This window comes from Streptosporangium sp. NPDC049644 (assembly GCF_040675205.1).
GTDB classification, from domain to species: Bacteria; Actinomycetota; Actinomycetes; order Streptosporangiales; family Streptosporangiaceae; genus Streptosporangium; species Streptosporangium fukuiense.
On the sequence record NZ_JBFAOJ010000127.1, the window covers coordinates 1 to 23136 of the forward strand.

General features: G+C 68.1%; 22 protein-coding genes and 1 pseudogene. 9 read left to right on the top strand and 14 right to left on the bottom strand.

Annotation, left to right across the window (positions count from 1 at the left end; genetic code table 11):
* A partial coding sequence (locus AB0J58_RS39940; RefSeq protein WP_364225824.1) for a helix-turn-helix domain-containing protein occupies nucleotides 1-445 on the bottom strand: 445 nt, incomplete at its 3' end.
* Between the two features lie 97 nt (nucleotides 446-542).
* Between AB0J58_RS39940 and AB0J58_RS39945 the strand changes: the two genes are divergently transcribed.
* Together AB0J58_RS39945 and AB0J58_RS39950 are read left to right on the top strand one after the other, a co-directional pair.
* Nucleotides 543-1235 (top strand): GNAT family N-acetyltransferase, encoded by a 693-nt coding sequence (locus AB0J58_RS39945; protein ID WP_364225827.1) that lies wholly within the window; start codon nucleotides 543-545, stop codon nucleotides 1233-1235.
* A gap of 107 nt (nucleotides 1236-1342) precedes the next feature.
* Complete coding sequence (locus tag AB0J58_RS39950; RefSeq protein ID WP_364225879.1) at nucleotides 1343-1441, top strand: hypothetical protein; 99 nt, start codon at nucleotides 1343-1345, stop codon at nucleotides 1439-1441.
* Nucleotides 1442-2047: 606 nt separating this feature from the next.
* On the opposite strand, the gene AB0J58_RS39955 is transcribed toward AB0J58_RS39950, so the two are convergent.
* The 6 genes and pseudogenes from AB0J58_RS39955 to AB0J58_RS39980 form a co-directional block, all read right to left on the bottom strand.
* On the bottom strand, nucleotides 2048-2560 hold the full coding sequence (locus AB0J58_RS39955; protein WP_364225881.1) for an N-acetyltransferase: 513 nt from the start codon (nucleotides 2558-2560) through the stop codon (nucleotides 2048-2050).
* 381 nt (nucleotides 2561-2941) lie between these two features.
* Nucleotides 2942-3445, bottom strand: a complete 504-nt coding sequence (locus tag AB0J58_RS39960; RefSeq protein ID WP_364225830.1) for a class I SAM-dependent methyltransferase — start codon at nucleotides 3443-3445, stop codon at nucleotides 2942-2944.
* Nucleotides 3442-4524, bottom strand: a complete 1083-nt coding sequence (gene rsgA, locus AB0J58_RS39965) for a ribosome small subunit-dependent GTPase A (RefSeq protein WP_364225832.1) — start codon at nucleotides 4522-4524, stop codon at nucleotides 3442-3444. Before rsgA ends, AB0J58_RS39960 begins: the two co-directional genes overlap by 4 nt.
* Before the next feature lie 360 nt (nucleotides 4525-4884).
* Nucleotides 4885-6243 carry a Tn3 family transposase gene (locus tag AB0J58_RS39970; protein ID WP_364225835.1) on the bottom strand — a complete coding sequence of 453 codons (1359 nt, stop codon included), beginning with the start codon at nucleotides 6241-6243 and terminating at the stop codon, nucleotides 4885-4887.
* A pseudogene (locus tag AB0J58_RS39975) lies at nucleotides 6126-6514 on the bottom strand (DUF4158 domain-containing protein); the annotation flags it as partial. The gene AB0J58_RS39970 and the pseudogene AB0J58_RS39975, both read right to left, overlap by 118 nt.
* Before the next feature lie 647 nt (nucleotides 6515-7161).
* Entirely contained in the window at nucleotides 7162-7800 is a 639-nt protein-coding gene (locus tag AB0J58_RS39980; protein ID WP_364225837.1) for a helix-turn-helix domain-containing protein, read from the bottom strand.
* Between the two features lie 61 nt (nucleotides 7801-7861).
* On the opposite strand from AB0J58_RS39980, the gene AB0J58_RS39985 reads away from it, so the two are divergent.
* From AB0J58_RS39985 to AB0J58_RS40000, 4 genes are all read left to right on the top strand, one after another.
* Nucleotides 7862-8530 (top strand): class I SAM-dependent methyltransferase, encoded by a 669-nt coding sequence (locus AB0J58_RS39985; protein WP_364225840.1) that lies wholly within the window; start codon nucleotides 7862-7864, stop codon nucleotides 8528-8530.
* Between the two features lie 67 nt (nucleotides 8531-8597).
* Nucleotides 8598-9068: an SAM-dependent methyltransferase gene (locus tag AB0J58_RS39990; protein WP_364225842.1), complete on the top strand. Its 471-nt coding sequence runs from the start codon at nucleotides 8598-8600 to the stop codon at nucleotides 9066-9068.
* A 485-nt stretch (nucleotides 9069-9553) separates the two neighbouring features.
* Nucleotides 9554-11764 carry a DUF4158 domain-containing protein gene (locus AB0J58_RS39995; protein ID WP_364225845.1) on the top strand — a complete coding sequence of 737 codons (2211 nt, stop codon included), beginning with the start codon at nucleotides 9554-9556 and terminating at the stop codon, nucleotides 11762-11764.
* Nucleotides 11758-12372 carry a YdeI/OmpD-associated family protein gene (locus AB0J58_RS40000; RefSeq protein WP_364225848.1) on the top strand — a complete coding sequence of 205 codons (615 nt, stop codon included), beginning with the start codon at nucleotides 11758-11760 and terminating at the stop codon, nucleotides 12370-12372. The genes AB0J58_RS39995 and AB0J58_RS40000 overlap by 7 nt, the downstream gene beginning before the upstream one ends.
* A gap of 268 nt (nucleotides 12373-12640) precedes the next feature.
* Here the strand turns inward: AB0J58_RS40000 and AB0J58_RS40005 are convergent, their stop codons facing one another.
* Both AB0J58_RS40005 and AB0J58_RS40010 read right to left on the bottom strand, forming a co-directional pair.
* Entirely contained in the window at nucleotides 12641-13165 is a 525-nt protein-coding gene (locus AB0J58_RS40005) for a WYL domain-containing protein (protein ID WP_364225851.1), read from the bottom strand.
* Between the two features lie 4 nt (nucleotides 13166-13169).
* Nucleotides 13170-15989 carry a hypothetical protein gene (locus AB0J58_RS40010; RefSeq protein WP_364225854.1) on the bottom strand — a complete coding sequence of 940 codons (2820 nt, stop codon included), beginning with the start codon at nucleotides 15987-15989 and terminating at the stop codon, nucleotides 13170-13172.
* 435 nt (nucleotides 15990-16424) lie between these two features.
* Between AB0J58_RS40010 and AB0J58_RS40015 the strand changes: the two genes are divergently transcribed.
* The gene (locus AB0J58_RS40015) at nucleotides 16425-16970 is read left to right on the top strand and encodes a YciI family protein (protein WP_364225857.1); all 546 of its coding nucleotides are present in this window, start codon (nucleotides 16425-16427) and stop codon (nucleotides 16968-16970) included.
* A 361-nt stretch (nucleotides 16971-17331) separates the two neighbouring features.
* Here AB0J58_RS40015 and AB0J58_RS40020 read toward each other — a convergent pair whose 3' ends face one another.
* Nucleotides 17332-17703 carry a hypothetical protein gene (locus AB0J58_RS40020; protein ID WP_364225859.1) on the bottom strand — a complete coding sequence of 124 codons (372 nt, stop codon included), beginning with the start codon at nucleotides 17701-17703 and terminating at the stop codon, nucleotides 17332-17334.
* A 300-nt stretch (nucleotides 17704-18003) separates the two neighbouring features.
* A complete protein-coding gene (locus tag AB0J58_RS40025) occupies nucleotides 18004-18486 on the bottom strand; it encodes a Shedu anti-phage system protein SduA domain-containing protein (RefSeq protein ID WP_364225862.1) in 483 nt (160 codons plus the stop codon).
* A gap of 605 nt (nucleotides 18487-19091) precedes the next feature.
* Here AB0J58_RS40025 and AB0J58_RS40030 point away from each other — a divergent pair.
* Entirely contained in the window at nucleotides 19092-20033 is a 942-nt protein-coding gene (locus AB0J58_RS40030) for a hypothetical protein (RefSeq protein WP_364225865.1), read from the top strand.
* 43 nt (nucleotides 20034-20076) lie between these two features.
* Nucleotides 20077-21435: a hypothetical protein gene (locus tag AB0J58_RS40035; protein WP_364225868.1), complete on the top strand. Its 1359-nt coding sequence runs from the start codon at nucleotides 20077-20079 to the stop codon at nucleotides 21433-21435.
* Nucleotides 21436-21557: 122 nt separating this feature from the next.
* Here AB0J58_RS40035 and AB0J58_RS40040 read toward each other — a convergent pair whose 3' ends face one another.
* From AB0J58_RS40040 to AB0J58_RS40050, 3 genes are all read right to left on the bottom strand, one after another.
* Nucleotides 21558-22004: a hypothetical protein gene (locus AB0J58_RS40040; RefSeq protein WP_364225871.1), complete on the bottom strand. Its 447-nt coding sequence runs from the start codon at nucleotides 22002-22004 to the stop codon at nucleotides 21558-21560.
* Between the two features lie 263 nt (nucleotides 22005-22267).
* Nucleotides 22268-22633, bottom strand: a complete 366-nt coding sequence (locus AB0J58_RS40045) for a TetR/AcrR family transcriptional regulator C-terminal domain-containing protein (protein ID WP_364225874.1) — start codon at nucleotides 22631-22633, stop codon at nucleotides 22268-22270.
* 48 nt (nucleotides 22634-22681) lie between these two features.
* Nucleotides 22682-22906, bottom strand: a complete 225-nt coding sequence (locus AB0J58_RS40050) for a hypothetical protein (protein WP_364225876.1) — start codon at nucleotides 22904-22906, stop codon at nucleotides 22682-22684.
* Nucleotides 22907-23136 lie beyond the last annotated feature (230 nt).

Below are 23136 nucleotides of genomic sequence, written 5' to 3' on the forward strand. Positions count from 1 at the left end.
TCTGGCCGTCGTCCAGCCCGGTACCCGACAGCGCGTCCAGGGCCCGGTCAAGCCAGAGCAGTCGCCGCGGGCCCATGGGCGGGATGCTCTGGCGCAGGTCCAGCAGCCAGGGCCGGGACAGCAGGAGGTCACGGGTGAGCCGGGTCCACGTGGCGAGGTAGGCGCGCCAGGACAGGTTCCCGCGTTCGGGCGGTGGGGGCACGGCGCTGTCCGCCATGACGGTCAGCAGTTCGTCCTTGCTGCCGACGTACCGGTAGAGCGCCATCGGAGCGACGCCCACCCGGGCGGCGACGTTGCTCATGGAGACGGCGGCCAGCCCCTCGGTGTCGGCGATCTCGATGGCGGCCATCGTGATCGTGGCCAGGTCCAGGCGCGGCCTCGGGCCTCTGCGCGTGGTGGGTTCGCGGTCCCACATCCGCGCCACGACGGGTGGCAGCTCTGCCATCGAACATCCTCTCGTGCAGTCGGAATCTGTGTACGTCATATAGTCTAATAACTGTGTATGCCGTACAGAGTAGGTTATATATAATCAAGGAGGCGTCATGGAGATCCGTGCGTTCGCACCGAGCGACCGCGCCGAGCTGCGCGAGCTGTTCGAGCGCGTGGGTGAGGGCGCTCCCACGGCGTCGCTGTGGGGGCACATGGACTCGGAGGCGGCCGTCTACCTGGACCCCTACATGGAGCTGGAGCCGGACTCGCTCTTCGTCGCCGTCGCCGGGGGTGCCCTGGTGGGCTACCTGACGGGATGCCTCGACAGTGCGAGGTTCCCCGGGGAGGGCGAGCGCATGGAGAAGGCGATGCGGACCTACCGGCTGGTCTTCCGACCCAGGCCCGCGGCCTTCTTCGCGCGCAGCCTGGCCGATCTGGCGTGGGCCGCGGTCCGCAGGGAGCCCGGCGTCGGCGAGTTCGCAGACGCCAGGTGGCCCGCGCACCTGCACATCAACGTGGCACCCGAGGCGCGAGGGACCGGCGCCGCCGACGGGCTGATGAGCCGGTGGCTTGACCGGCTCAGGAAGGCCGGATCTCCCGGCTGCCACCTGCATACCCTGGTCGAGAACACCCGGGCGGTGCGGTTCTTTGAGCGCATGGGCTTCGCCGAGCACGGCCCGGCACCACTGGTGCCCGGCCTCCGGCACGACGGCCGGCGGGTCCACCAGCGGACGATGATCTGGAGCGCCGGCCGCGCCGCTGAGGAGGCCGAGGCCGGAGTGCGGACGTCCGCCAAGCGTCAATGATCCCGGGCCGCACCGTCGGACCGTAGGGGCGGCGTGTCCGGGCAGGAGAAACGGCTGCGAGACGAGGTCCGTGCGATGATCGCGCCGTCCCTGGCCGAGGGGGCTGCCTGGGCTACCAGCCGTACGCCGACCCGAACCGCCCCGACCGCATGATCATCGTTGAGGAGTGGGCCGACAGCGCCGCGCTCGCTTCCACTTCTCGCTAACCGTGATCTCTCACTCGGCTACCTGGTAGCTGGGGACACGTTCGGGAGCGGAGGGGCGGTACAAGGGATTGTTCCTGGAGGACCCGCTGGCGGTGCCGCAGCCGGTGGCCGGGGGTGAGCGTCACCGCCGATGCTCGCAGGGCGGCGATCCAGGTATCGGAGTCGGTGGGGGAGGGGCATCAAGGGCATCGGTTCGAGAGGTGCTCGGGGGAGCGTCCGGTAGCGCGGACGGCGACATTCCCCCGTCACTCGGTGGGGACGGGGTCCCAGTAGCAATGAAGAAATTTCCCACGAAGTATCCCCGCGAATGCCTTGTGCCAGCCTGGCGAACAGGTCCGAGAACGGTTCCGAAGCCGAGCGCACGGGCGGTTGCAGGGGCGGGCCATGGGACCGGTTGCCGGCAGAACACGCTGCTCGCGGTCAGTGTGCGTCCTCGAGGCCGAGTGGCGGGCGACCTGCCAGCGATCGGGATTCCATCGTTGGCAGGTCGCCCGCCACCGGGGCCATCCGGGTACGCGCGTCACAAGGACGGAGCGGCTGTAGCCCAGGAGTGGCCGAGAGCGTCGAACCCCTGGATGGCCGTGGTCTCGTCCCGGAGGGCCTGGGTCAGACTCCGAACGCCGCCGGGTAGCGGATGGTGCCGGACGGCACGGGCTGGGTGGGGTCGAAGACGAGCGCCATCATGTACTTGTCCTCGACGTCGAAGGGCGGCCGGATGGAGTGGCTGGAGGCCGGGGTGAAGCCGAAGCGCGGGTAGTACTCGGCGTGGCCGAGCACGAGCACGAGATTCTCGCCTTGCTCACGGGAGGCGTCGAGGGCGGCGTGGATAGCAGCGGAACCGGCGCCGCTCCGCTGGTGCTCGGGCCTGACGGCGCACGGGCCCAGGGCGAGCGCCGGAGAGCTGTTGACGTGGCAGCGGGTGAGCAGCACGAATCCCGCGATGGAGCCGTCGGGTGCCTCGGTGACCCAGGACAGGCCAGGGATCCACGCCTGCGGGTCGGCGCGCAGCGCCTCGATCAGGTCGGCCTCGTGAGAGGTCGGGAAGGCGGCGAGGTTGACCTCGCGGATCTGGGCGAGGTCGGTGGCGGTCTCGGGGCGGGTGATCCAGGAAGTGGTCATGGAGGTGTTCGAGTCCGTTTCTGTGCTTGCCTGCGGGCGCAGGACATAGCCGGTGTACTGGTAGTCAGTGCCGTGCTCGTGACGCATGGTGATCTCTTGCAGGGTGGCCGCGACCGCTTCGCGCATCCCGGCCACGGTCGGGTCGGCTGAGCCGGTTCGTTCCGACAGCGGCGTGTAGTACTCCTCGAACCAATCGCTGTCGGGGAGCGGGTGCCGCGCGGCGACGGCATATCCGGCGCCGCGCGCCGCGGCGGCGTTCTGGTCTTGGGTGCGCAGCCGGTAGTGCCGGTCCCAGAACGCCCGCGCTTCGGCGGACGGGGAATCGGTGGTCCATTCGCATTCGGTGACGACCAGCGTGCCGCCGGGGGCGAGCAGCCGCCGTCAGGAGCGCAGCGCGGTGTCGAAGCCGATGTGGTAGGCGGATCCTTCAGCCCAGATCAAGTCGAAGCTCTCACTGGGGAAGGGCAGGTCCGCCATCGACGCCCGGATCGTGCGGATGGCGTGGCCGACGCCGCGGGCGGCGGCGGCTCGCGTCAGTTCGTCGAGGAAGGGCTGGTGCAGGTCGAGCGCGGTGACCTGGGCGGCGGCCTCCTCGGCCAGCACCAGGCTGGCGCGGCCTGGCCCGCAGCCGATGTCCAGCACACGCGGACGCGGCGGAAGCGGTCCGGCCAGCGCCAGCAGGCGGCTGGTGGTCGCGTCGGAGCCGGGACCCTGGCGGGGCAGGCCGTCGTGCAGAGCGAAGAACGCCGTCACGACGGGGTCGCTGATCGCGTCGTGCGGGGTATCGCTCGCGGCGGTGGCTGTTTCTTGTGGGGAATGGCCCGGTTCGGGGCCGCACTCGGCCGGCAGGTGGGTCTGCGGTGTCGGTGGGATGGGGTCGGTCATGACTGCTGGTCCCTGAACTTGTAGGTGGCGCGCAGATGGCTGGTGATGGCCTTCTGCCGGTTGGTGCGTTCGCCGCGTAGCCGGGCATCGGTGCGCGAGGCCGCCCACGCGTTCTCGCGTTGTAGCTTGCGGTAGCTGCCCAGGCGGCGCTTGGTTAGCTCGCCCGCCTGGATGGCGGCCTGGACCGCGCAACCCGGTTCGGTGTTGTGGGAGCAGTCGCCGAAGCGGCAGTCCCGGGCGAGGCGTTCGATCTCGGCGAAGACCTGTTCCAGGCCGTCGGCGGCGTCATAGAGGCTGATCCCGCGCAGGCCGGGCGTGTCGATGAGGACACCGCCACCGGGAAGGGGAACCAGTTCGCGGCGGACGGTGGTGTGGCGGCCCTTGCCGTCCCGCGCCCGCACCTCGCCGATGGCCAGAAGCTCGTCGCCGAGCAGCGCGTTGCCGAGGCTGGACTTGCCCGTGCCCGAGGGGCCAAGCAGCACCGTGGTTCCGCTCAGCGACGCGGTCAGCACATCGATGTTCTGACCGGTGGCCACGCTGGTGACCAGGATGTCCACCCCTGGCGCCAGCTCGCCTGCTTCGGCGTGCACCGCGTCGGTGTCGGCGGCCAGATCCGCCTTGGTCAAGACGATCAGCGGCCTGGCGCCGCTGTCCCACGCCAGGGCCAGCAGCCGCTCCAGCCGGGCCGCGTCCAGCGCGGTGGCCAGTGAGACGGCGACGACGACGGTGTCGATGTTGGCGGCCAGCACCTGCCCGTGGGAGGTGCGTGACGACGACGAGCGCACGATCGCGCTACGACGCGGCAGCAGGGCCACCAGCTCCGGTTCGCGGCCCGGACGCAGCGCGGCCCAGTCGCCGGTGCACGGCGCCAGGAGCGGGTCGGGGGAGTACAGCGCCGTGAGGGCGGCCCGCACCGGGCCGGACTCGGTGACCGCGTCACACAGGCCACGATCCACCCGTGCGATCCGGGCTGGTACCAGGCCGGCCTCGCGGTGTTCGGCGAAGGCGTTGTCGAGTGTTTCCGTCCATCCGTACCGGGTCAGGCCGATGTCGGATGGATCCGTGAAGAGATTTGGCAACGTGAGACACCTTGCGGGAAGGGGCCCCGACGAGACGCAGACACTACCCTGCCTCGTAAGCCGGACGGCTCACGGCGAGGGTAAGAAGTGGGTCAGACCGGGGCCCGGGACGTGAGGAATGTCCGGGCGCTGCACACAGCAGCGGTCTTCACCGCGGTCATCAAACCTCACCTCCCTCTCATCCGGAAATCCAACACCAAACGATCAACAGCCTAGCACTCCCAGCAGAATGCCTGTCACGGATCCCTGCAAACGAGAACGTACGCCAGCGTCCTCTGTGCGGTGTCGGTCGCGCTATAGCTGAGCTGAGCTGACGTTTTCGTTCCTCCACATTCCGAGGCCCGGAGCGTGGCGCAGGGCTCAGGGCATCAGTCCCAGCTCGCGCAACTGCGCGGGCCGCAGCGGCCGCCATCCGCTGGTGTCGAGCTTGGCCAGTTCCGCCTCGACGTCGACGTTGATGACGCCGAAGAAGTTGATGTTGTCGCTGTGGCCGGGCGAGATGTGCGACAGGATCTCGTCGCTCACCTCCCGGCCCTGAGAGCGCAGCTCCAGCACCGCTCTAGAATAATATTCGGTTGTCCAGGCGACCACCACGTTGGTCAGCAGGGTCAGGCACCACGCCTGCTCGGTCTGCTGCTCCAGATGCGGGCGAGTGACGGTGCCCTGCTGGGCGTAGTGCAGGTCGCGGCGCAACGCGTGCAGGCTCTCGCCCTTGTTCGGTTGGCGGGAGATCTTCCGACTGAATGCCGGGTCCGACAGGTATTTGGCCAGGCGGACGGTCCTTCTCAGGATGCCCCACTCCTTCGGCGCGGCCGCCAGGGTGTTCTGCCGGGAGGCGGCCGACCACTTGCCCACGATCAGCGAGGCGGTGGCCTGCCCGTACTTCAGCGACCCGGCCGTCCGCAGCGGGTCCGGCCAGCAGCCGGCCACCAGGTCCTCGTTCCACCGCGCGCCCAGCAGCGGCCCGGCGTGCGGGTAGCGCTTGGCGATCTCGGTCGGGGTGTCGTCCCGCACCAGGGTGACCCGGGTCAGGTCCCGCAACCGCGGGGTCAGCGCCTTGCCGACCAGGTCGAACAACGCAAAGTTGATCAACGTTGCGCCGTGACTGTCGGTCGCGTGCTCGGCGATCGGAAGGCCGGTCGCGTTGCCCAGGAAGTCGTCCAGAACGAAGTGCGCCTCCCGCGCTGTCGGCACAATGATCTTAGTGCCGTACGTCGACCACTGATCGGAGACATGGGTGTAGGTGGACAGCACCTGACCGCCGTGAATGACCATGGTCCGGCCGGTCAGAGTCTTGCCCCGGACGGGGAACCGCTGGCCGTCCGATGAGCTCATGGTGCCGCCGCCGAACACCTTGGCCAGCTGCAGGCCGCAGTGGTGGTCGACGATGACCGTGTTGGCCTCACGCAGCGTCTCCTCCCGCACGTACCACTCCATCGTCCAGGCCGGCACGTCGTAGGACACCCCGCAGGCCTCCGACATCCGGGCCAGGCCCAAATTCGTCGCCATCGCGATGAGCACCGCTCGGCGGCCGCCTTGCGGGCCGTGCTGACCATCTTGGCCAAGACGAGCACGCCGGGCCGGATCACCTTGGCCGCCATCAGATACTCGCGCGCCAGGTTGAACAGCAGCGTCGGCGAGTCGTGCTCCATCGCCCGGTCCAACAGGAACTGCTCCAGCTCCTTCATCGCCTGGCTGCCCGCCGGGACCGTCCGCCACTCCAGATACCTGGCGATCAGGCCCAGATGATCCGAGCGGGTCTGATCGCGCTTGCCGTACAGCGACAACGCCACCGGCGACACGCCCAGCCGCTCCGCGACCCGAGCCACGGCGGCGTGCAGAGCTGGACCAGCATGCCCAGCTGGTCCACGGCCCGCCGTCCACGACCTGGATCGACGAACGCCACATCCGCCGCCGTCGGCGTGAAATACCGGATCAACTCATCGCTGGTGATCTCCGGGAACGAGCGCAGCTGCTCCTCGGAGAACATCTTCTCGGACAATGCACCGCCTCTACCTGCCGTACCGGACGAAACCGGAACGAAGGTAACGGCAGTGATCACCAAGCCGTCAAGCGCAGCCGTTACCCCAGGTCGGGGGATGCTTCGTTGGAAATTTCTTCATTGCTACTGGGACCCTGGGACAAGATCGGTGGGGACAAGATGAGCCGACATGCGACTGGTTTCCGTGGACGGACGGGGTTCAAGCGTCTGGGCGCAGGAACGATGGTGCCTCAGAGTTGTTAATCTACATTGTAAAGGCGGTCGGCTGTTTTCAAGATCATTTATACAATGGACTAAAGACCCCATCACCTACAAACACCGGCAATGGCCCGTCGTAGGTCTGGCCGAAGACGAAGCACTGGCCCACATCAGCCCGGCCCGCAGCGAAACCGTCAACTTCTTCGGCTGAGTACTGTGATTCAGGCGTGGTCTGCGACGGCCTCAAAGAGCTGCCGCAGGCCGTCTAGACCGTCTGGCCGCAGGCGTGTGGGGTACACCTGCTGCGCGCGTCGTTCCGGTACGCCGCTCGCCGGCACTGGCTGGAATTTTTTCACCGGCGAGCTGCAGGGCTCCCGATGTTCGGCGGATACTACGGAGACTCGAACTCGGCCGATCCGTACCGGACGTCCGTCCGCTTATCCGGGGTCGGCACAGAGTTGGGAGGTCAAGGCGGTGCGGGCCCACTCTTCCCAGGTGTCCGGTGACCAGTCGCGGTCGCGGACGAAGATCAGGTAGAGCTGCGGGCTGAGCAGGCCGAACAGCAGGTCCGCTGCCATCTCGATGGAGAGGCCGGGACGGGCGTCGGGCTTGCGGGCCAGGGCTTCGGCCGCTGCGTACTGCACGGTGTAACGCGGGTCGGGGCCGTCCGGCCACTGTGTGGCGATCTCAGGGTCGGTGGCCGCGGCAGCCGCGATCAGCGGCATGATCGGGGCGACCCGGCTCAGGATCTCGCGGGTGCCGTGGACGTGCGCGCGCAATTGCCCGGCTGCGGTGGGCTCGGCGCACGCGGCGCGAAACCACTCACGATCCATGGTGGCGACCGGCTCGGTATCCCCGGCGATGGATGTGTCGACGACGTCCTTGAACAGCGTGCGCTTGTTGCCGAAGACGAAATAGACCGTCTGGACGGCCACACCCGCCCGGTCCGCGACCTCCTGCAGGCTCGTCGCCCCGTAACCCTGCGCGACGAACAGCTCGCGAGCCGCCTCGACGACCTTTTCACGGGTGCGGCGTGAGCGCTCGGCTCGCTTGTCCGGCCGCTTGACTTTGTTCATATTGCGAGTATATCTCTAGAGTATGTCACTAGAGTTCAACTCTAGATTCTTGGAGGAGACGATGGACCAGCCCAACGCCACCCAGAAGCCGGAACCGGACCTGGCCTCAACGCGGCGAGACCCGGAGGAGGAGTCCGTCCACCGTGCGCTGGAGGGTTACTACCGCACCGGCAAGCCACCGTGGGACACCGGCATGACGCCGCCCGAGCTGGTCGCCCTGGTAGAGGGGCGCGGAGCGCTGCCGCCCGGCCGCGCCCTCGAACTCGGCTGCGGCACGGGGACCAACGCCACCTACCTCGCACGGCACGGCTGGGAGGTGGCAGCCGTCGACCTGATCGACCGCGCTGTCGACCAGGCCAGTGAGAAGGCCGCGGAGGCGGGAGTGGCGGTACGGCTGCTGCACGGAGACGCCACCCGCCTCGACGAGCTGGACGTGCCGGGCCCCTTCGACCTGTTCTTCGACCTGAGCTGCTACTGCGGGGTCCCGCTGCACCGCCGCGACGCCTACGCCGCCGGGCTCACCCACCGCGCCGCTCCCGGAGCACGGTTGCTGATGTTCGGATACGGCCCCGAGCCGCTCGGCAATCCGATCCCCGAGGTCACGTCGTGGGCGGCGGGCGTCACAGCCGATGAGCTCCGCGCCAGGTTCCCCGGCTGGGAACTACTCGACGTCACACCGGGCACCAACTCGGTGCCGACCTTCTGGTTCACTCTGCGCCGCAACGCCTAGCAATATCCGGTCCGGGTTTCTCTCGAACACCCTCGCCAAACATCGCGACTAGAACGTGGAGATCACCATGACAACCGACACCGTGTCCCTGCGACCAGTCGGCCGGGTGGTGGGCGGTCGCAGCGAGATGGTCGAAGACGACTGGCACGACGTTCGAGCCGTGATCCGGCTGGACGGTGAGACCTTCACCGCCTCGGCGGTGCTCGGCCTGGAGGGCTTCTCCCACCTGGAGGTCGTCTTCCTCTTCGATCGGATCGACCCAGCCGAGGTACGCACCGATCCCCGTCCTCCACGAGGGAACCCGAGCGCGGCCCCTGTAGGGATCTTCGCCCACCGGGGGCCATACCGTCCCAACCGTCTTGGTGTCTCCCGCTGCCGACTCCTCGCCGTGGACGGCCTGAACTTGCACGTCGCCGATCTGGACGCGCTGTCAGGTACCTCCATCCTGGATATCAAGCCGTACCTGATCGAGTTCGCCCCCCGCCATCCGGTCACCCAACCGGCCTGGGCCACCGAGCTCATGAGCTCCTACTACTGAGGTTCCGGCCGGAGGGCCCCGCCTGCCGTCCAGTGATCAACCTGGTCGCAGGCCTCGGCCGGGGGTGAGCAGACTGGTGAGCTCCGCGATGGCCTCTGGGGAGAGCTTGAAGTAGCGGCGCAGGTTCTCCGGCTTTCTTGTGCCGGGACTTGGCCATCAGCATCAGCGGGCTCGCTCCGGCCTCGCCGAGGTGAGTCAGGGCCGAGTGGCGGAACTCGTGCAGGTCTCAGCCCGCGCCCGGCCCACCGGCGGCAAAGAGCGTTCGTCGCTCGGAGCGGATCACCTGACTGCCGACCCGCTGGCCCCGGCCTGTGGGAGATGGGGCTTGAGCAGCACCCCTGCGGCCAATGGCGTTAGCGAGCCGATGGGGCAGGGCTTACCGCCACTGACCGGTCCGATGTGGGTGGAGGCTAACACTGGCACATTTTGTAATGGTTCGGTAGCTTTAGGTTGGTTACCTGTGGATCAGTCGTACTTTGCCGCGTATGCCGGTGGTGGATTTCCTGACCGATGATGAGGCTGCTGCGTACGGGCGGTTCTCGGGGCCGCCGTCGCGGGCGGATCTGGAGCGGGCGTTCTTCCTCGATGATGAGGATCGTGCTCTGGTGGGGCAGAAGCGGGGTGTCCACAGCAGGCTCGGGTTAGCCCTTCAGCTGGTGACGGTCCGCTGGCTCGGTACGTTCCTGGAGGACCCCTTGGATGTGCCGGGGGTGGTGCTGGAGTTCATGGCCGAGCAGCTCGGTGTCGAGGACCCGTCTCAGGTGAAGCGGTACACCGAGCGGCGGGAGACGCCGTTTGATCATCAGCGGGAGCTCCGGCGGGCCTATGGATGGAAGGACTTCGTCTCGGTCGAGCCTGAGTTCGTCGCGTGGGTCGCAGCCCGCTCGTGGACCTCGGGTGATGGCCCGAAGGCGATCTTCACCGACGGGATCGGGTGGCTGCGGGAGCGCAAGGTGCTGCTGTCCGGAGTCACCACGCTGGCGCGGCTGGTCTCCAGCGTCCGCGACGACACGACCAAACGCCTGTGGGGTGTGCTGGAAGGGCTGCTGACGGTTGGTCAGCGGTACGTCCTGGACCAGCTGCTGGAGGTTCCGCCGGGGTCGCGGGTGTCGGACTTGGAGCGGTGGCGCAAGGGCGTGCCGCCGCGGGCGTCCGGCCCGACCATCATCAAGGCGCTCGACCAGGTGGCGGAGATCCTCGGCTTGGAGCTCGCGGAGCTGGGCGCCGAGGCGCTGGTGCCGTCGCGGCGGATGAGCGAACTCGCGAAGTACGGGAGGCGCGCGGACGCCTCCGCCTTGCGCCGTCATCCGGACGGCCGCCGGCTGGCGACGCTGCTGGCCACGGTCCGGCATCTGGAGGGCAAGTCGGTCGACGACACTCTGGAGCTGCTGGACCTGCTGATGGCGACCGGGCTGATCAACAAGGCGCAGAACGCGTCCAACAAGGAGAAGGTCCGCAAGCACCCCAAGCTCGCGAAGTCCGCGGCCCGGCTGGCGGTCGCGGTAGAGGCGTTGTTCGAGTCCGACGGGTGGGGCGGTCCTGATGAGGAACCGCGAGTTGCCGAGGTGTGGGAGGCGATCGAGAACGTCATCTCCCGCGCCGAGCTGCGCGCCGCGCTGGTGCTGGTGAACGAGAACGTGCTGCCGGCGGACGCGACCGACCCCGACGACTGGCGCAAGGAACTGCTGGGCAGGTACACGACGATCTCGGGGTTCGCCAAGCTGCTGCTAGAGGTGATCGAGTTCGGTGCGAACGCCGAGGGTGCGAAGGTGCTGGCCGCGATGAAGGCGCTGCCGGACGTGCTCACCTACCGCAGCCGCCTGCCGGCGCCGCTGATCCCCGGCCGCCTGGTTGAGGCGGAGGTGGTGAACGGGCCGTGGAAGCAGCTGGTGTTTGGCCACCCGGCGCACGCGGACGGGGCAGTGAACCGGCATGCCTACGCCTTCTGCATGCTGGAGCGGTTCTGGCGCGGCCTGAAGCGCCGCGAGATCTACGCCGACACCTCCACCAAATGGCGCAACCCCCAAGCTGAGCTGCTGGAAGGGGATCAGTGGGAGGCGATCCGGCCTGACGTGCTGACCGCGCTTAGCTTGCCGGACAGCCCGGACGCGCTGCTGGCCGACCACGCCCGCACCTTGGACGCCGCCTATAAGGAGGTCGGCGGCCGGTTGATCGCCAACCCCGACGTCCGGGTCGATGCCTCGGGGAAGATCCACCTGACCGGGGTGAAGGCCGTCGACGAGCCGCCGTCCCTGGTCGACCTGCGGGCCCGCACCACGGCGATGCTGCCGCGGGTGGAGCTGCCCGAGGTGATCCTCGAGGTCATGTCGTGGGTACCCGACCTCGCCGAGGCGTTCACCGCGGTGTCCGGTGGCCGATCCCGATTGAAGGACCTGCCGATCTCGATCGCCGCGTGCCTGACCGCGCACTCGCTGAACGTGGGGTACCGGCCGATCGCGAAGAAGGGCGTCGAGGCCCTGGAGCGCTCCCGGCTGTCGCACGTCTACCAGAACTACTTCCGGCCCGAGACCCTCAGCCTGGCCAACGCGCCGCTAGTGGAGATGACGGGTCCTCCGCACGGCCGGCGGGGTCGGCCCGGTAGAGGGTGGCGGAGCCGCCGGCGCCGACGTCGCCAGCTCAACGAGCCACCCGGACCAGTCGCAACACCGGGTCGCGGTACTAGCCTGCGATGGTGACCGGAACCGAACTGGACGAGTTGATCGTGGCTGACAGCGCGGCGCTGCGCGCGTGGCTGCTGGGAAACCACACTGCCTCTCCTGGCGTGTGGCTCGCCCTGACCAGGAAGGGTGGCTCCGTCACCACGCTGACCTGGCAGCAGGCGGTCGATGAGGCACTGTGCTTCGGCTGGATCGACGGGCAGGCCCGCAAGCGCGACGAGGAGAGTTCCTGGAGGCGGTTCACCCCGCGCCGGTCCCGCAGTGTCTGGTCCCAGCGCAACGTCGCCAACGTGGCCCGGTTGGAGGCGGCCGGCCTGATGCTGCCCGCTGGCCGTGCCGCGGTGGAAGCCGCGAAGGCCGACGGGCGGTGGACGGCCGCCTATGCACCGCCGTCGGAAGCGGAGGTCCCGGCCGACCTGCGAGCCGCGATCGCCGCCGACCCAGCGGCGCAGGCGATGTTCGAGGTGCTCACCAAGACCAACCGCTTCGCTCTCATCAGCCGGGTCAATGCCGTCAAGCGGGCCGAGACGCGCACCCGGAAGATCGCCGAGTATGTGGCGATGCTGGCCCGGCACGAGACGATCCACCCTCAGCGAGCCAGGCCGACGGACCCGCCGACGTCGTGACCGGATGTCTGCCAGAACAGACGAACCCACGTTGTTCACCGAACTGTGCTCTCGAAACTCCGCCTTGTCCGCTTCAAGAAGCGTGAAGATCTCCGCTGGTGCACGGTCCGAGAAGTGCGACAGCTGCAGGTCGCGTCGGCGTACCTGCGCTTCGCTGAACCGTAGGCATCGCAGGAAGATGACAGAAAGGCGATCGGCAGTACCTTCCCGCGATCGAATCATGCTCGTCGAGCATGCTCAGCACGTGGGCTGAGCGCCCGTGCCGGCGTTAGCTGTATCGCTCGACGAGCGCGTTGCCGATCGAGGCCAGGTGGCCTCGCACACCCGGGGGACCGGTCACTTCGAGCCATTCGACCAGCCCGGCGAGTTCGCCGGCGAGGGTGTAGTCGTCGTGGCCGCGGATCACGACGTCGATGCGTCCGTCGGTCGTGGTGCCTCCGACTTCGAGTCGGTTGCCGAACCCGATCCGGAGAATGCCTATGGCGTGGGGCGCGCAGACGGCCTGGACCTCCAGAGGTGTTCGTTTGCGGTCGATCTCGTCGGCGATCTCGCGCCAGCTCTCGGCGAGGTCGAAGTCCTCGGGCCGGTGCACGGGATCGCCGGTCGGGTCGGCGGATGTCACGCGGTCGATCCGGAAGGTCCGTCGGCCGGTCTCGGTGTGGGAGACGAGATACCACGCCGGGCCTTTGGCGACGATGCCCAGCGGGTGGACGGTCCTCTCGGTTTCGGCGCCTTTGCTATCGACGATGACCTTACCGGTGGTGCGGCGAGTGGTCAGGGCGGTCGCGGCCAAGGTCTCAGCGTCGGCCCCCTCGGCTGATCCACAGGCGTGCCGTCCAGTCCGCGCCGGAGCTGGCCAGCAGATTGCCGTCGGGGTGGAAGGCCAGCGCTTCGATACCGCCGTAATGTCCGGCGAGGGGAGCCCCCAGAAGTCCACCGGTGGCCATGTCCCACAGCCGTAGTGTGCCGTCGTAGTGGCCGGTGGCCACCATTTCGCCGTCGGGGTGGAAGGCGATCGCGCAGGCGTCGACGTCGCCGGTGAGGGGAACGCCGACACGTTCGCCGGTGAACGGATCCCACAACCGCAGCGCGCCGTGCTCGTTGGTGGCGAGTAGATGACTGACGGGGTGGAAGGCGATCGGCCCGCTGGGGAGTGGGTCGCAGATGAGTTCGCCTGTGGCCAGATGCCGGATCTGTGTCCCGTTGGGGGTGGTGTAGAGCAGCAGCTCCCCGCCGGGATGGAAGGCGATCTGCCTGATGGGGTCGGGCTGGAAGGTCTGCCTGATGGGGTCGGTGGTGAAGCAGTCGGCCAACTCGCCGGTGGCCACGTCCCACAACCACACGATCCCGCGGTAGCCGGTGATGGGGGAGAAGGTGAAGTCGGTGGTGGCCAGCAGGTGGCCGTCGGGATGAAAGGCGATCATCGTTTTGAACATGCCGAGGTCGTCGTCGATGCTGTGGCCGGCCATGGGGATGCCGACGGGCTTGTGGGTGAGCCAGTCCCACAGCCGTACCACCCCTTCGGTGTCGGAGGCGGCCAGCAGGTCGCCGCCTGGTCCGAGAGCCACGTCGACGAGGTCGGGGGTGGGTGGGGCCTTGAGGGGTTCGCCGGTGGCCGGATCCCACAACCGCAGCGCCCGGGCGTGGCACATGGTGGCCAGCGACCGGCCGTCGGGGTGGAAGAACAGCCGTGGCACCGGATCGGTGTGAAGGAGAGGGGCACCGACCGGTTTGGCGGTGGTGGCCCAGAACTGGACGCCGTTGCTGTCCTTGAGATCACCGTGGGCCAGGACCTGGCCGCCGGGATGAAAGGCCAGTGTGTAGGCGTGATCGGGTTGGCCATACCTACTCGCGAACAGAAGCCGGTAGGCGCCGGTGACCGGATCCCACACCTGCAACTGATGGGCAAAGGCGCCGTAGTTGTGGCCGCCGATGGCCAGTAGCCGGCCGTCGGGGTGGAAGGCCAGTGCCGAGACGTTCTTGACGACGGACTGGAACGGGTCGCCGGCGGGCTCGCCGGTGGCCGGATCCCACAACCGCACCAGGCTGGTGTAGTCCCATCGGGATGCCGACGCCTCGTACCACTGCGGTGCGGCTGTGGCGAGCCGGGTGACGTCGGGGTCGAAGACCGCCACGGCGTCACGGACGTTTTGACCTGCCAGGACACGGGTGTCGGAGGCACCGGTGCTCAGATCGTGCCATCGGAGCGTCGCGGTGGTCTCGTCCGCGAGGTCGCAGCCGGCGGTGACCAGTGCCCGGCCGTCGGGGTGGAAGGCCATCGCCCACACGGGGCCGGTATGACAGGCGAAGGGCTCCATGGCCGGTCGGCCGCTGTCGAGGTGCCACACCGACACCGTCCCGCCCGCGCCGGCGCCGGCCAGCAGGTGACCGTCGGGGTGGAAGGCGATCTTCGTGATGCCGTCCTGGTGGCCGTTGTCGGAGGTGAGGACCGCGGCGGGGTCACCGGTGGCCACGTCCCAGAGCCAGACCGTGCCGTCCGCGCCGGCGCCGGCCAGCAGGTGGCCGTGGGGATGGAAGGCCAGATGGGTGACTTCTCGGGTGGGTCCGGTCAGCGCGCCGGTGACGGCCTCGTGGAGATCCGCGTCCCACAACCACGCCTCCCCCTCGTCGTTGGCGGTGGCCAGCAGGTGGCCGTCGGGATGGTAGGTCAAGGCGTAGACGCCGCCCGGATGGTCGGCGATCCCGCCGAGCAGATACTCCAGGCCCTGGCCGTCCGGCACCACCGGCCCAGGGACGAGGTCGTAGTCGCCGATGACCGAATCCGGTGACCGGCCTCGTCCGGTGAGCGGGTCGCCGCCAAACGGCTGGTACAGCCCGTCGACCACGGCACGTTCGGGGGATGCCTCATAGGCGGCCCTCCACAGTGGCCGCAGCGACTCGGCCTGCCCGTCTAGCGCCCGCGCGAGGGTCTCGACCTGTGCCCAGCTCGGCAGGAATCGGCAGTGCAGCACCGTGTGCACGACGCTGGGAAGCTCATTGATCCGCGACGCCAGCTTCCGCACGCTCGGCTGGCCGCTCCTTCGGAGCAGCGCGCGCAGTTCGTCGCTGAGTGCGCGAAGGGCGGCATCGGCCGGGGCGGGCTTCCGGCGTCGTTCAGGTACGGACGTGAGCCCGTTGCCGCGCACATCGAGCCAGACCAGCGCGGAGAGGCCGCCCAGCCATTCGGGCAGGGCGGTCAGCTCGTTGTCCCTCAGTTCGAGCCGGGTGAGCTTGGTGAGGCCGCTCAGTGACTCGGGGAGCGTGGTCAGCCGATTCTCGTTCACGGCGAGCTCCTTGAGTTCGGTGAGGCGGCCCAGTGACTCGGGCAGGTCGGTCAGCTCGTTGTCGCTCAGATAAAGCCAGGTGAGATCGGTGAGATCGCCCAGCCACTCCGGCACCGCGGTCAACCGGTTGCTCTCCAGGACGAGCATGGTGAGAGCGGTGAGGTTCCGCACCCAGTCCGGAACCTCGGTCAGCTCGCAACCGCGCATGCGAAGCACCTTCAATCCGGTGAGGGAGCCGACCGATTCGGGTATCTCCTCCAGCCTGATCCCGGACAGGTCGAGCTCGCTCGACCACCCCTTCAGACACCTCTCGATCCGCTCCTCGACGTCCATGGTGCGAGGCTAGGGACCCGCACTGAGGAACGGCTTGTCGATCACTGGGAGGCTCAGGCCAGGCTCCGCCGCGGCGTCAGACCACCTGTGGATCACCACCGGCCTGTTGCTGCTCCGGGTGCCGTTCGGCCTCAGCGACCTGACCCGCGGCTCATGCCCATCGTCATCTGCCGGCCAAAAACCATCGTTTATTGACGATCGCGACTGACCATGCGAGGCGACCTTCCCCCAGCCCTGCTGCCGGGCCTGCCCGCCCAGGTGGCCGACGCGGCCCGGCTGGCCGTCACCGCGCAGGCCTGCACATCATCCTCATCGGTGCTGCCGCCCTGCCCGTCGCCGCCTTCACCATGGCCTGGCTGATCCGCGAAACCCCGCTGCGCACCGGCCCCGCCGACGCACCCGCCCCTGCCGCAACCCGTGATAGATAGGCTCGACATGGAATTCTTCTGTTACCACCGTGACCGGCCCGGCTCCGCAGCGCTGCGCGAGAAGCTCGCCGAGGAGCACTGGTCCTACATGGACCGCTACGATGCGCAGCTGATCGCCCGCGGCCCCACCCTCGACGGCGACACGGCCTCCGGCAGTGTGCACATCGTCGACCTGCCAGACCCCGCCGCCGCGCGGGCGTTCGCCTTCGACGAGCCCAACTACCAGGCCGGCGTGTACCGGGACGTGCTGCTGCGCCGCTGGCGCAACGTCCTGGGCCGCACCATGTGGGACTTCCCCGGTAGCCGCGAAGGCGGCAACCGCTATCTGGTTCTCGGCCTCGGCACGGGCCAGGCCGCCGATCTCATTCCACCGCCCGACCGGCGGGACGACTTGATCGCCTACGGGGCGCTGCTGTCCGACGACGGCGCCACCTGGCTGGGCACGGCAGCCTTGATCCGAGCGAGGGATCGGGACACGGCCCGCACTGTCCTGGCCCCGGACCGCTATGCCGATATCGAAGTCCACGACTGGGAGTTCGGCGGACGACGATGATCAACGGCGCGGTGTGAACCCGCACAGAGTCCGGCGCGAGCCGGGTTCGGGCAATGTCGCCGCGCCTGGCGGCCGTAGACCCTTGTCCGGGGCCGAGGAGGCGATCGCGTAGCGGCCCAGGACACCGTGAGTTCCACAAAACGACGGCATTAAGGCACGTCGGACCTACGACACCACGAGTTCAACCTCAGCAACCGTGCTCAGGTGCCGCCGCGGGGGAGGGGGCCGGTGGCGGGAGTGATGTAGATGTAGACGTGCGGATCAACCACAAGCCATGGCCGGAGCACCCATGACAGGGGGCGCTCCGGCTCCGGTCGCGGCAGGCTACGGCTGGACTAGCGGCGCCATAACTCGCCGCGTATCAGCCCCGGCAGGCGCGGCCGCCAGAGACCCATCTCTCGGTGACGGCGCCGGCAGCGTCGGTGATGGTGAGCTTGGCCCCCCACAACGACCCAGGTATGCAGCTGCCGCCCCCCTGTGTGTAGCGAGTCACCGGGTCCGAGATTCTGGTGCTGATGCTCATGCTGTTGGGGCCGTCGCTCCACTTGGCGGTGGCCGGGTCCGTGCCGCCCTGCCACCACGCCTCACAGAAGACCGTGAAGGTACTGCCGCCGGCGCTGCAGTAGGCGAAGGTAACGGTCGGGGCTGAGGCGAGAGCGGCTGCCGCCGGGGTGGAAAGGACCGTGGCAAAGGACAGGACGCCTATGGCGGCGACGGCTAAGTTGCGTTTCATTGCCCGTGGCCTCATTGATGGGTCTCCCTTGGAAAGAGGATTGGTCTGACGGTGGACCGAATTGACTCGTTCTGCGGGTAGGTCTGCTCACATCGTAGGAGCCGCTCGACGATCAGTCCATGTCTTCCGCCTGGCCGCGAAGGGCGGAGTGGATTATCCTCCATTGCCACGCACATTCTCAAGGCCTGTCGCTCCGCTCTTCTCACAGTTAGATCAGGCAGTCCGGCCATGCGGCATCGAGAAGGTATCACCAGGTCATCGCCAGTGGTTTGTCTTCTCGGTCTCGACGTCGAAAAGGCCCTATCCCAAGGGGTCATGCCAGGCGGCGGTTCGTACAAGCCGGTCGTAGGTGCGGATCTCGATCCTGCCGCGCCGGAAGCGAAGATCACGAATGTCGGTCGCGTTGTCGTTGGCGTTCTCACGGCCCATGATGATCAGGGCGTGTGATTCCGCGGTGATCCCGGGAAGGCCCAGACCGTTGGAGTCACGAGGTCTACGGGCGAGGCCGAGGTTAAACGAGAGCCATTGACGCCGGTCTTCGATCTGTTCGACAGCGTGGTGGAGAAATCGTGTGTCACGGCTGTTTCCCGGATTCGTCAGTCGTTTAGTCGGGCTCTCCAGTTCGACAAGGGGCCAGTGCAGACCCGCCGAGGTCCGGCTGGCGATGAGGAAGTCCGCCATGTAGTGGTCGGCGAACTGTACCTGTGGCAGCACCCAGGTTCCGTGGTTGCCGGAGACCGTATGGGCCAGGAGGGATGGGTGCTTTTCCAGCACGACTTGCATGGGGCGCTCTTCGGTGGCGGTTGCGAGGCCGTCTTCGAGCGCCTCACGGTCCGCGAGCGTTGGGAGGCGGTCCAACTTTCCATCGGGAAAGCCGGTTCAGATCGCGGTTGGAGACCAATTTTGGATGAAGGACTCAGGCGGCTTCCCTTTATCCACGCCTCAAGCAGATCACGGCTCTTGATTTCCTCGGCATTAGGAATGCTCAATCCCGCACTGGAGGCCAAATCCTTGAGACAATCGTACTCGGCTTATCCGAAAAGCCGCGTCTTCGATAACTCCCAAGGGGTGCGTGGGTGGGCGCGCAGCAGGGCGGCCACCACGGGGGCAGGCATTGATGGATCAATCGGCACCGCCAAGGCGGTGGCAATGGCTAGTTGGTCCGCGGTCGGCTCGGTGCACAGTCGTTCGAGATCGGCTACGACCTTGCGCCAGCTGGTCTCTGCCACTGGTTTCTCCTGCCACAGCGATTCCATACAACCGCAGGCACATCAGGCCTGCCGTAATCAGACGCGGATGAACAGCTGGGGTAAGGCGAGCAGGCGGAGCGGTACACCGCGGCGGACTACGCGCTCAGTGACCAGGCCCGCTCCCGCATCGCCGACGGCGTGCCCGCCAACACCCGGCGCGCCTATGAACGCCAATGGGCCGCTTTCTCCACCTGGTGCATCGAGCACGGCCGGGTCGAGTTGCCCGCCACCGGCCACACGCTGGCCGAATACGTCGAGACGCTGTGCGCGGCCGAGTGGGCTCCGGCCAGCATCGAACAGGCCATCGCCTGCGTGCGCACCATGCACCGCCTGGCCGGCCACCCCAACCAGCCCGCCACCGACGCCACCCGCCTGGCGCCGCGCGCCTGCAAACGCACCCGCGCCGAGGCCGGAACCCGCGGCCGGCGCGAAGCACCACCGGTGGGCATCGACGCGCTGCGCGCCATGGTCAGCGCCTGCGACCTCAGCACCCGCATCGGCCTGCGCGACCGGCTCCTGCTGGTCCTCGGATTGGCCCTGATGGGCCGCCGCTCCGAACTCGTCGCCCTGACCTGCGACGACGTCCGCGAGGTCCCCGATGGACTGGAGGTCACCATCCGCACCTCCAAAACCGACAAGGACAGCCAGGGCGAGACCATCGCCATCCCGCGCGGCAGCCACCCCCTGACCGATCCGGTGGCCGTCTGGACCGACTGGATCGCCGTACTCGCCGAGGCGGGGGAGACCTCCGGGCGACTGCTGCGACGACACCACCTGGACTTCATCGGCCAGACCAGCCAAAACAAGCTTGTGACCTGCGCCGGTCCGCATGTTACGCATTGCCGCCGACTGGAGGGAGGGCCTCGGCGCCGAACGCGGGAGCTGAAGCGAGCCCCCTGCGCACAGACAAGCCGCTGCGTCCAGAAACCGCTGCCGACGTCGGACCGGACGGCGGAGGCCCGGTGGCCTACGACCACGCATCCAACCGGCCCGAGACGGTCCGTTGTGCCCGTGGCCGCTTACGGCCACCCGAACGCTCTTGCCGGCAGTGGGGCACGGCCGGATACTCAAGGCCGCTGACGAGCTTCGCGGCGGATCCTCCTACGGAATGGGACGTGATCGCATGCCCGATGAAAGCACCAGCCAGGACCAAGCCAGAGCCGAGGCCGACGCCCTCGCCGCTTGGCAGGCCATCCCGTACTCCGTCTCCCACGAGGAGGCGCAGCGGATCTCCCGGGAGTATCTGGACAAGGCCCGCAAGGAGTTCGAGGAGCAGACCAGCCGGCTCCCCCAAGCCGACCAAGACAGGGCTCGCCAGATCGAGACGCAGCTGAACGCCAACGGTAGGGCGGTGTACGCCAACGCGAGATGGTGGGGCTTTGAGATCGTCCTCAACGCCGCAGCCGCCCAGGCCGCCGCCGAGATCTCGGAGATGGTAGGGGAGATCGTGGCCAGGGCCGTCCGTCCCAGGATGCTCGGCCGGTTAATCGAGCTCTCCTTCCAGATCCGTTCTCTTATCATCCAGAGAGTCGGCAGGGACCATGGTTGTCGGCTGGTGTCGCCCTGGTTCGCCCCGGGGATGCTCCTCCCCCTCTCTCTGGCCCCCAGGCAGGACACCTCGCTGTGGTGGACGGCCATGAACACCTTCCATAACTGGAGCGAGAACGAGAGGTTCCCCGGCCACCTGTCCAGGTCCAATCCGGCGCTGGCGGAGTTCCGCGGCCGGCTGTACGCCGTGCACCGCGGGGACCGGGACGAATCGCTCTGGTGGACCGCCTACGACCCCGGCAGTAATGAGGGCTGGAGCGACAATATCGCCTTCCCCGCCCATCGCAGCGCCGACGGCCCTGCCCTGGCCGTCTACAACAACTTCTTGTACTGCGTGCACCGCGGTGGCGGCAACGACCAGAACCCGTGGTGGACCCGCTTCGACGGCAACCGCTGGAGCCCCGACACCCGCATGAACGGCTCGACCAGCCGAGGCCCGGCCCTGGCGACCTTCAACGGCCTGCTGTACTGCGTTTACAGGGACTCCACAAACGATCATATGTGGTGGACCAGCTTCGACGGCACCAGCTGGAGCACCGACCAGGTGTTCGGTCATCACCTCACCGGCTCCAACCCCGCCCTGGCCGTCTACAACAACCAGCTGTACTGCGTGCACCGCGGTGGCGGCAACGACCAGAACCTGTGGTGGACCGTCTTCGACGGCACCCGCTGGAGCCCCGACACCCGGCTGCCCGCCCACATGAGCAGGGAGGGACCCGCCCTGGCCGTCTACAACAACTTCTTGTACTGCGTGCACCGCGGTGGCGGCAACGACCAGAACCTGTGGTGGACCCGCTTCGTCGGCGGCGGCGGCTGGAGCCCCGACCACCGGCTGCCCGGCCACATGAGCGCCCAAGGCCCCGCCATCGTCTCCTACCGCGAACCCTACGGCACCGAAGACCAGCTCTTCTGCGTCCACCGGGGTCATGGCTAGAAGCCGCCACTGCCGCCCGCTGGGAGTGGCTGACCGGCATCACCGATGCCGAACGCGAGGAACTGCGCCGCCGGCTCGATGACGACGAGTTCTGACCACGACCGGCGTCGACCGGAGTACCGTCACAGCGCGTCGAGGCGGGCCGGCAGCGCGGCCGCCTTACTGGCCCCGCTTCCCTGGCCACGGACCGGCGTGCCGGTGGCGAGCAGGCGGGTGGCGGCGGGCCGGACGACTCCATCATCCAGGCGACCGCCTCGATAAGCCCCTGCTGGGTCTGCTCGTTCAGCACACTCACCGGATGACGCTTGCCCGCCCCTGTCCCGCCCGGTGACGCCGGCGCGGACACGGCAGCTGATCTGGATGCCGGCTTCCTTCAGCCACGCCTTCAGGGTGAAGGTCTCCACGTTCAGGTTCTCGGCGGCCCGGCGGATCGTCAGCCCGCCCGAGAGCAACGTCTGGGCGATCTCGATGATGCGGGCGCGTTCGCGGCGCCGATCTTCCTCGGTGGGCAGGTCCATCCGGGCCGCGTGCTCGGCGACGCCGGCCTCCGGCACCTCCCTCGCGCGCACCAGGCAGGCGACACTGCAATACAGGCCCAGCCGGATGTGACGGCCCTTACCACCGGGCGCGTGCTCGAGTAAATACCAGCCCACCGGCACCCACAGGCCGCGCTCGGCGCGCTGGCAGACGCGGCATCGGAACGGTGGACGGCGATATCTTGGCCCGCCCCGGCTCGTTAACGCCGTCGGCCGTTCGGTTGTTGTCAAGGGCCTGGAAATCCCCCGCCGCCAGGTGATACTCGCGGTCCTCCTTACCCGGCGGCCGGGGCCGGCTACCGGGCTGGGCGGGCGATCAGCGCCTCTATGCCGTCCAGCAGGAGGTCGAGGCCGAACCGGAAGTCGGCGTCCTCCGTCCAGCCGGTGGAGTCCCCGAGCAGGCCGGAGCGCATCATGGCCGACAGTGCCGGGTACGTCGCAGGGTCCAGGACCTCGGTGAGTATCTCGCCGTACTCGGTGGCTCCCTCGGCCCTGGCCGCGGGCTCCTTGCCACCGGCGCCGAGCGAGTGCGTGAGTGTGGCGTCGGTGAGGGCGTAGCCGGTCAGCACCGTGGCGGCGTTGAACTTCTGGCCGTCGTCCAGCCCGGTACCCGACAGCGCGTCCAGGGCCCGGTCAAGCCAGAGCAGTCGCCGCGGGCCCATGGGCGGGATGCTCTGGCGCGGAACAGGGTTTAGACCCTAGCGACCTGGTCAGGGGTCATACGGGGGCTGTTTCCGGACCTCCCGCTGGATCTGCTCATTCATCCGCTGCGTCCGCTTCCAGGACTTCCTGTCGATCCCCAGCGGCGGGTTCTTCCAGATGTCGTTGCTCGGCTTCGGAATTCCCCGCCAGCCGGGATGCTCCTCGCTGTCCCCCGCCGAGCCGATCAGGTAGATGATCGCGATGACAATCGCTATGCCCAGCAGAAGTTCCATGAGTGCCCCCCTTTGCAGCCCTGGCTGCGTCGGTTGTGGCCATCTTTGGTTCTGACGTCAGTTCAGAGTGTCGTTGTTCGTCGTGCCTGGCAACCCACAGCTCAGGCGACGCGGTGATCTTCCTCATTCGCGGCACGTGAAGGAGACATCATGATCAATACTCGCCTAGCCCACCAGAATGTCCTGGTCACCGGAGGAGCCGGGAACATCGGGGCGGCGATCAGCCGCGC

Bases quoted from the DNA above. Each gene is read 5' to 3' on its own strand.
- AB0J58_RS39945 (WP_364225827.1), top strand. From the start codon at position 543: ATGGAGATCCGTGCGTTCGCACCGAGCGACCGCGCCGAGCTGCGCGAG.
- AB0J58_RS39955 (WP_364225881.1), bottom strand. From the start codon at position 2,560: ATGACCACTTCCTGGATCACCCGCCCCGAGACCGCCACCGACCTCGCC.
- AB0J58_RS39960 (WP_364225830.1), bottom strand. From the start codon at position 3,445: ATGACCGACCCCATCCCACCGACACCGCAGACCCACCTGCCGGCCGAG.
- AB0J58_RS39980 (WP_364225837.1), bottom strand. From the start codon at position 7,800: ATGAACAAAGTCAAGCGGCCGGACAAGCGAGCCGAGCGCTCACGCCGC.
- AB0J58_RS39985 (WP_364225840.1), top strand. From the start codon at position 7,862: ATGGACCAGCCCAACGCCACCCAGAAGCCGGAACCGGACCTGGCCTCA.
- AB0J58_RS39990 (WP_364225842.1), top strand. From the start codon at position 8,598: ATGACAACCGACACCGTGTCCCTGCGACCAGTCGGCCGGGTGGTGGGC.
- AB0J58_RS39995 (WP_364225845.1), top strand. From the start codon at position 9,554: ATGCCGGTGGTGGATTTCCTGACCGATGATGAGGCTGCTGCGTACGGG.
- AB0J58_RS40000 (WP_364225848.1), top strand. From the start codon at position 11,758: ATGGTGACCGGAACCGAACTGGACGAGTTGATCGTGGCTGACAGCGCG.
- AB0J58_RS40010 (WP_364225854.1), bottom strand. From the start codon at position 15,989: ATGGACGTCGAGGAGCGGATCGAGAGGTGTCTGAAGGGGTGGTCGAGC.
- AB0J58_RS40015 (WP_364225857.1), top strand. From the start codon at position 16,425: ATGGAATTCTTCTGTTACCACCGTGACCGGCCCGGCTCCGCAGCGCTG.
- AB0J58_RS40020 (WP_364225859.1), bottom strand. From the start codon at position 17,703: ATGAAACGCAACTTAGCCGTCGCCGCCATAGGCGTCCTGTCCTTTGCC.
- AB0J58_RS40025 (WP_364225862.1), bottom strand. From the start codon at position 18,486: ATGCAAGTCGTGCTGGAAAAGCACCCATCCCTCCTGGCCCATACGGTC.
- AB0J58_RS40035 (WP_364225868.1), top strand. From the start codon at position 20,077: ATGCCCGATGAAAGCACCAGCCAGGACCAAGCCAGAGCCGAGGCCGAC.
- AB0J58_RS40045 (WP_364225874.1), bottom strand. From the start codon at position 22,633: ATGGGCCCGCGGCGACTGCTCTGGCTTGACCGGGCCCTGGACGCGCTG.
- AB0J58_RS40050 (WP_364225876.1), bottom strand. From the start codon at position 22,906: ATGGAACTTCTGCTGGGCATAGCGATTGTCATCGCGATCATCTACCTG.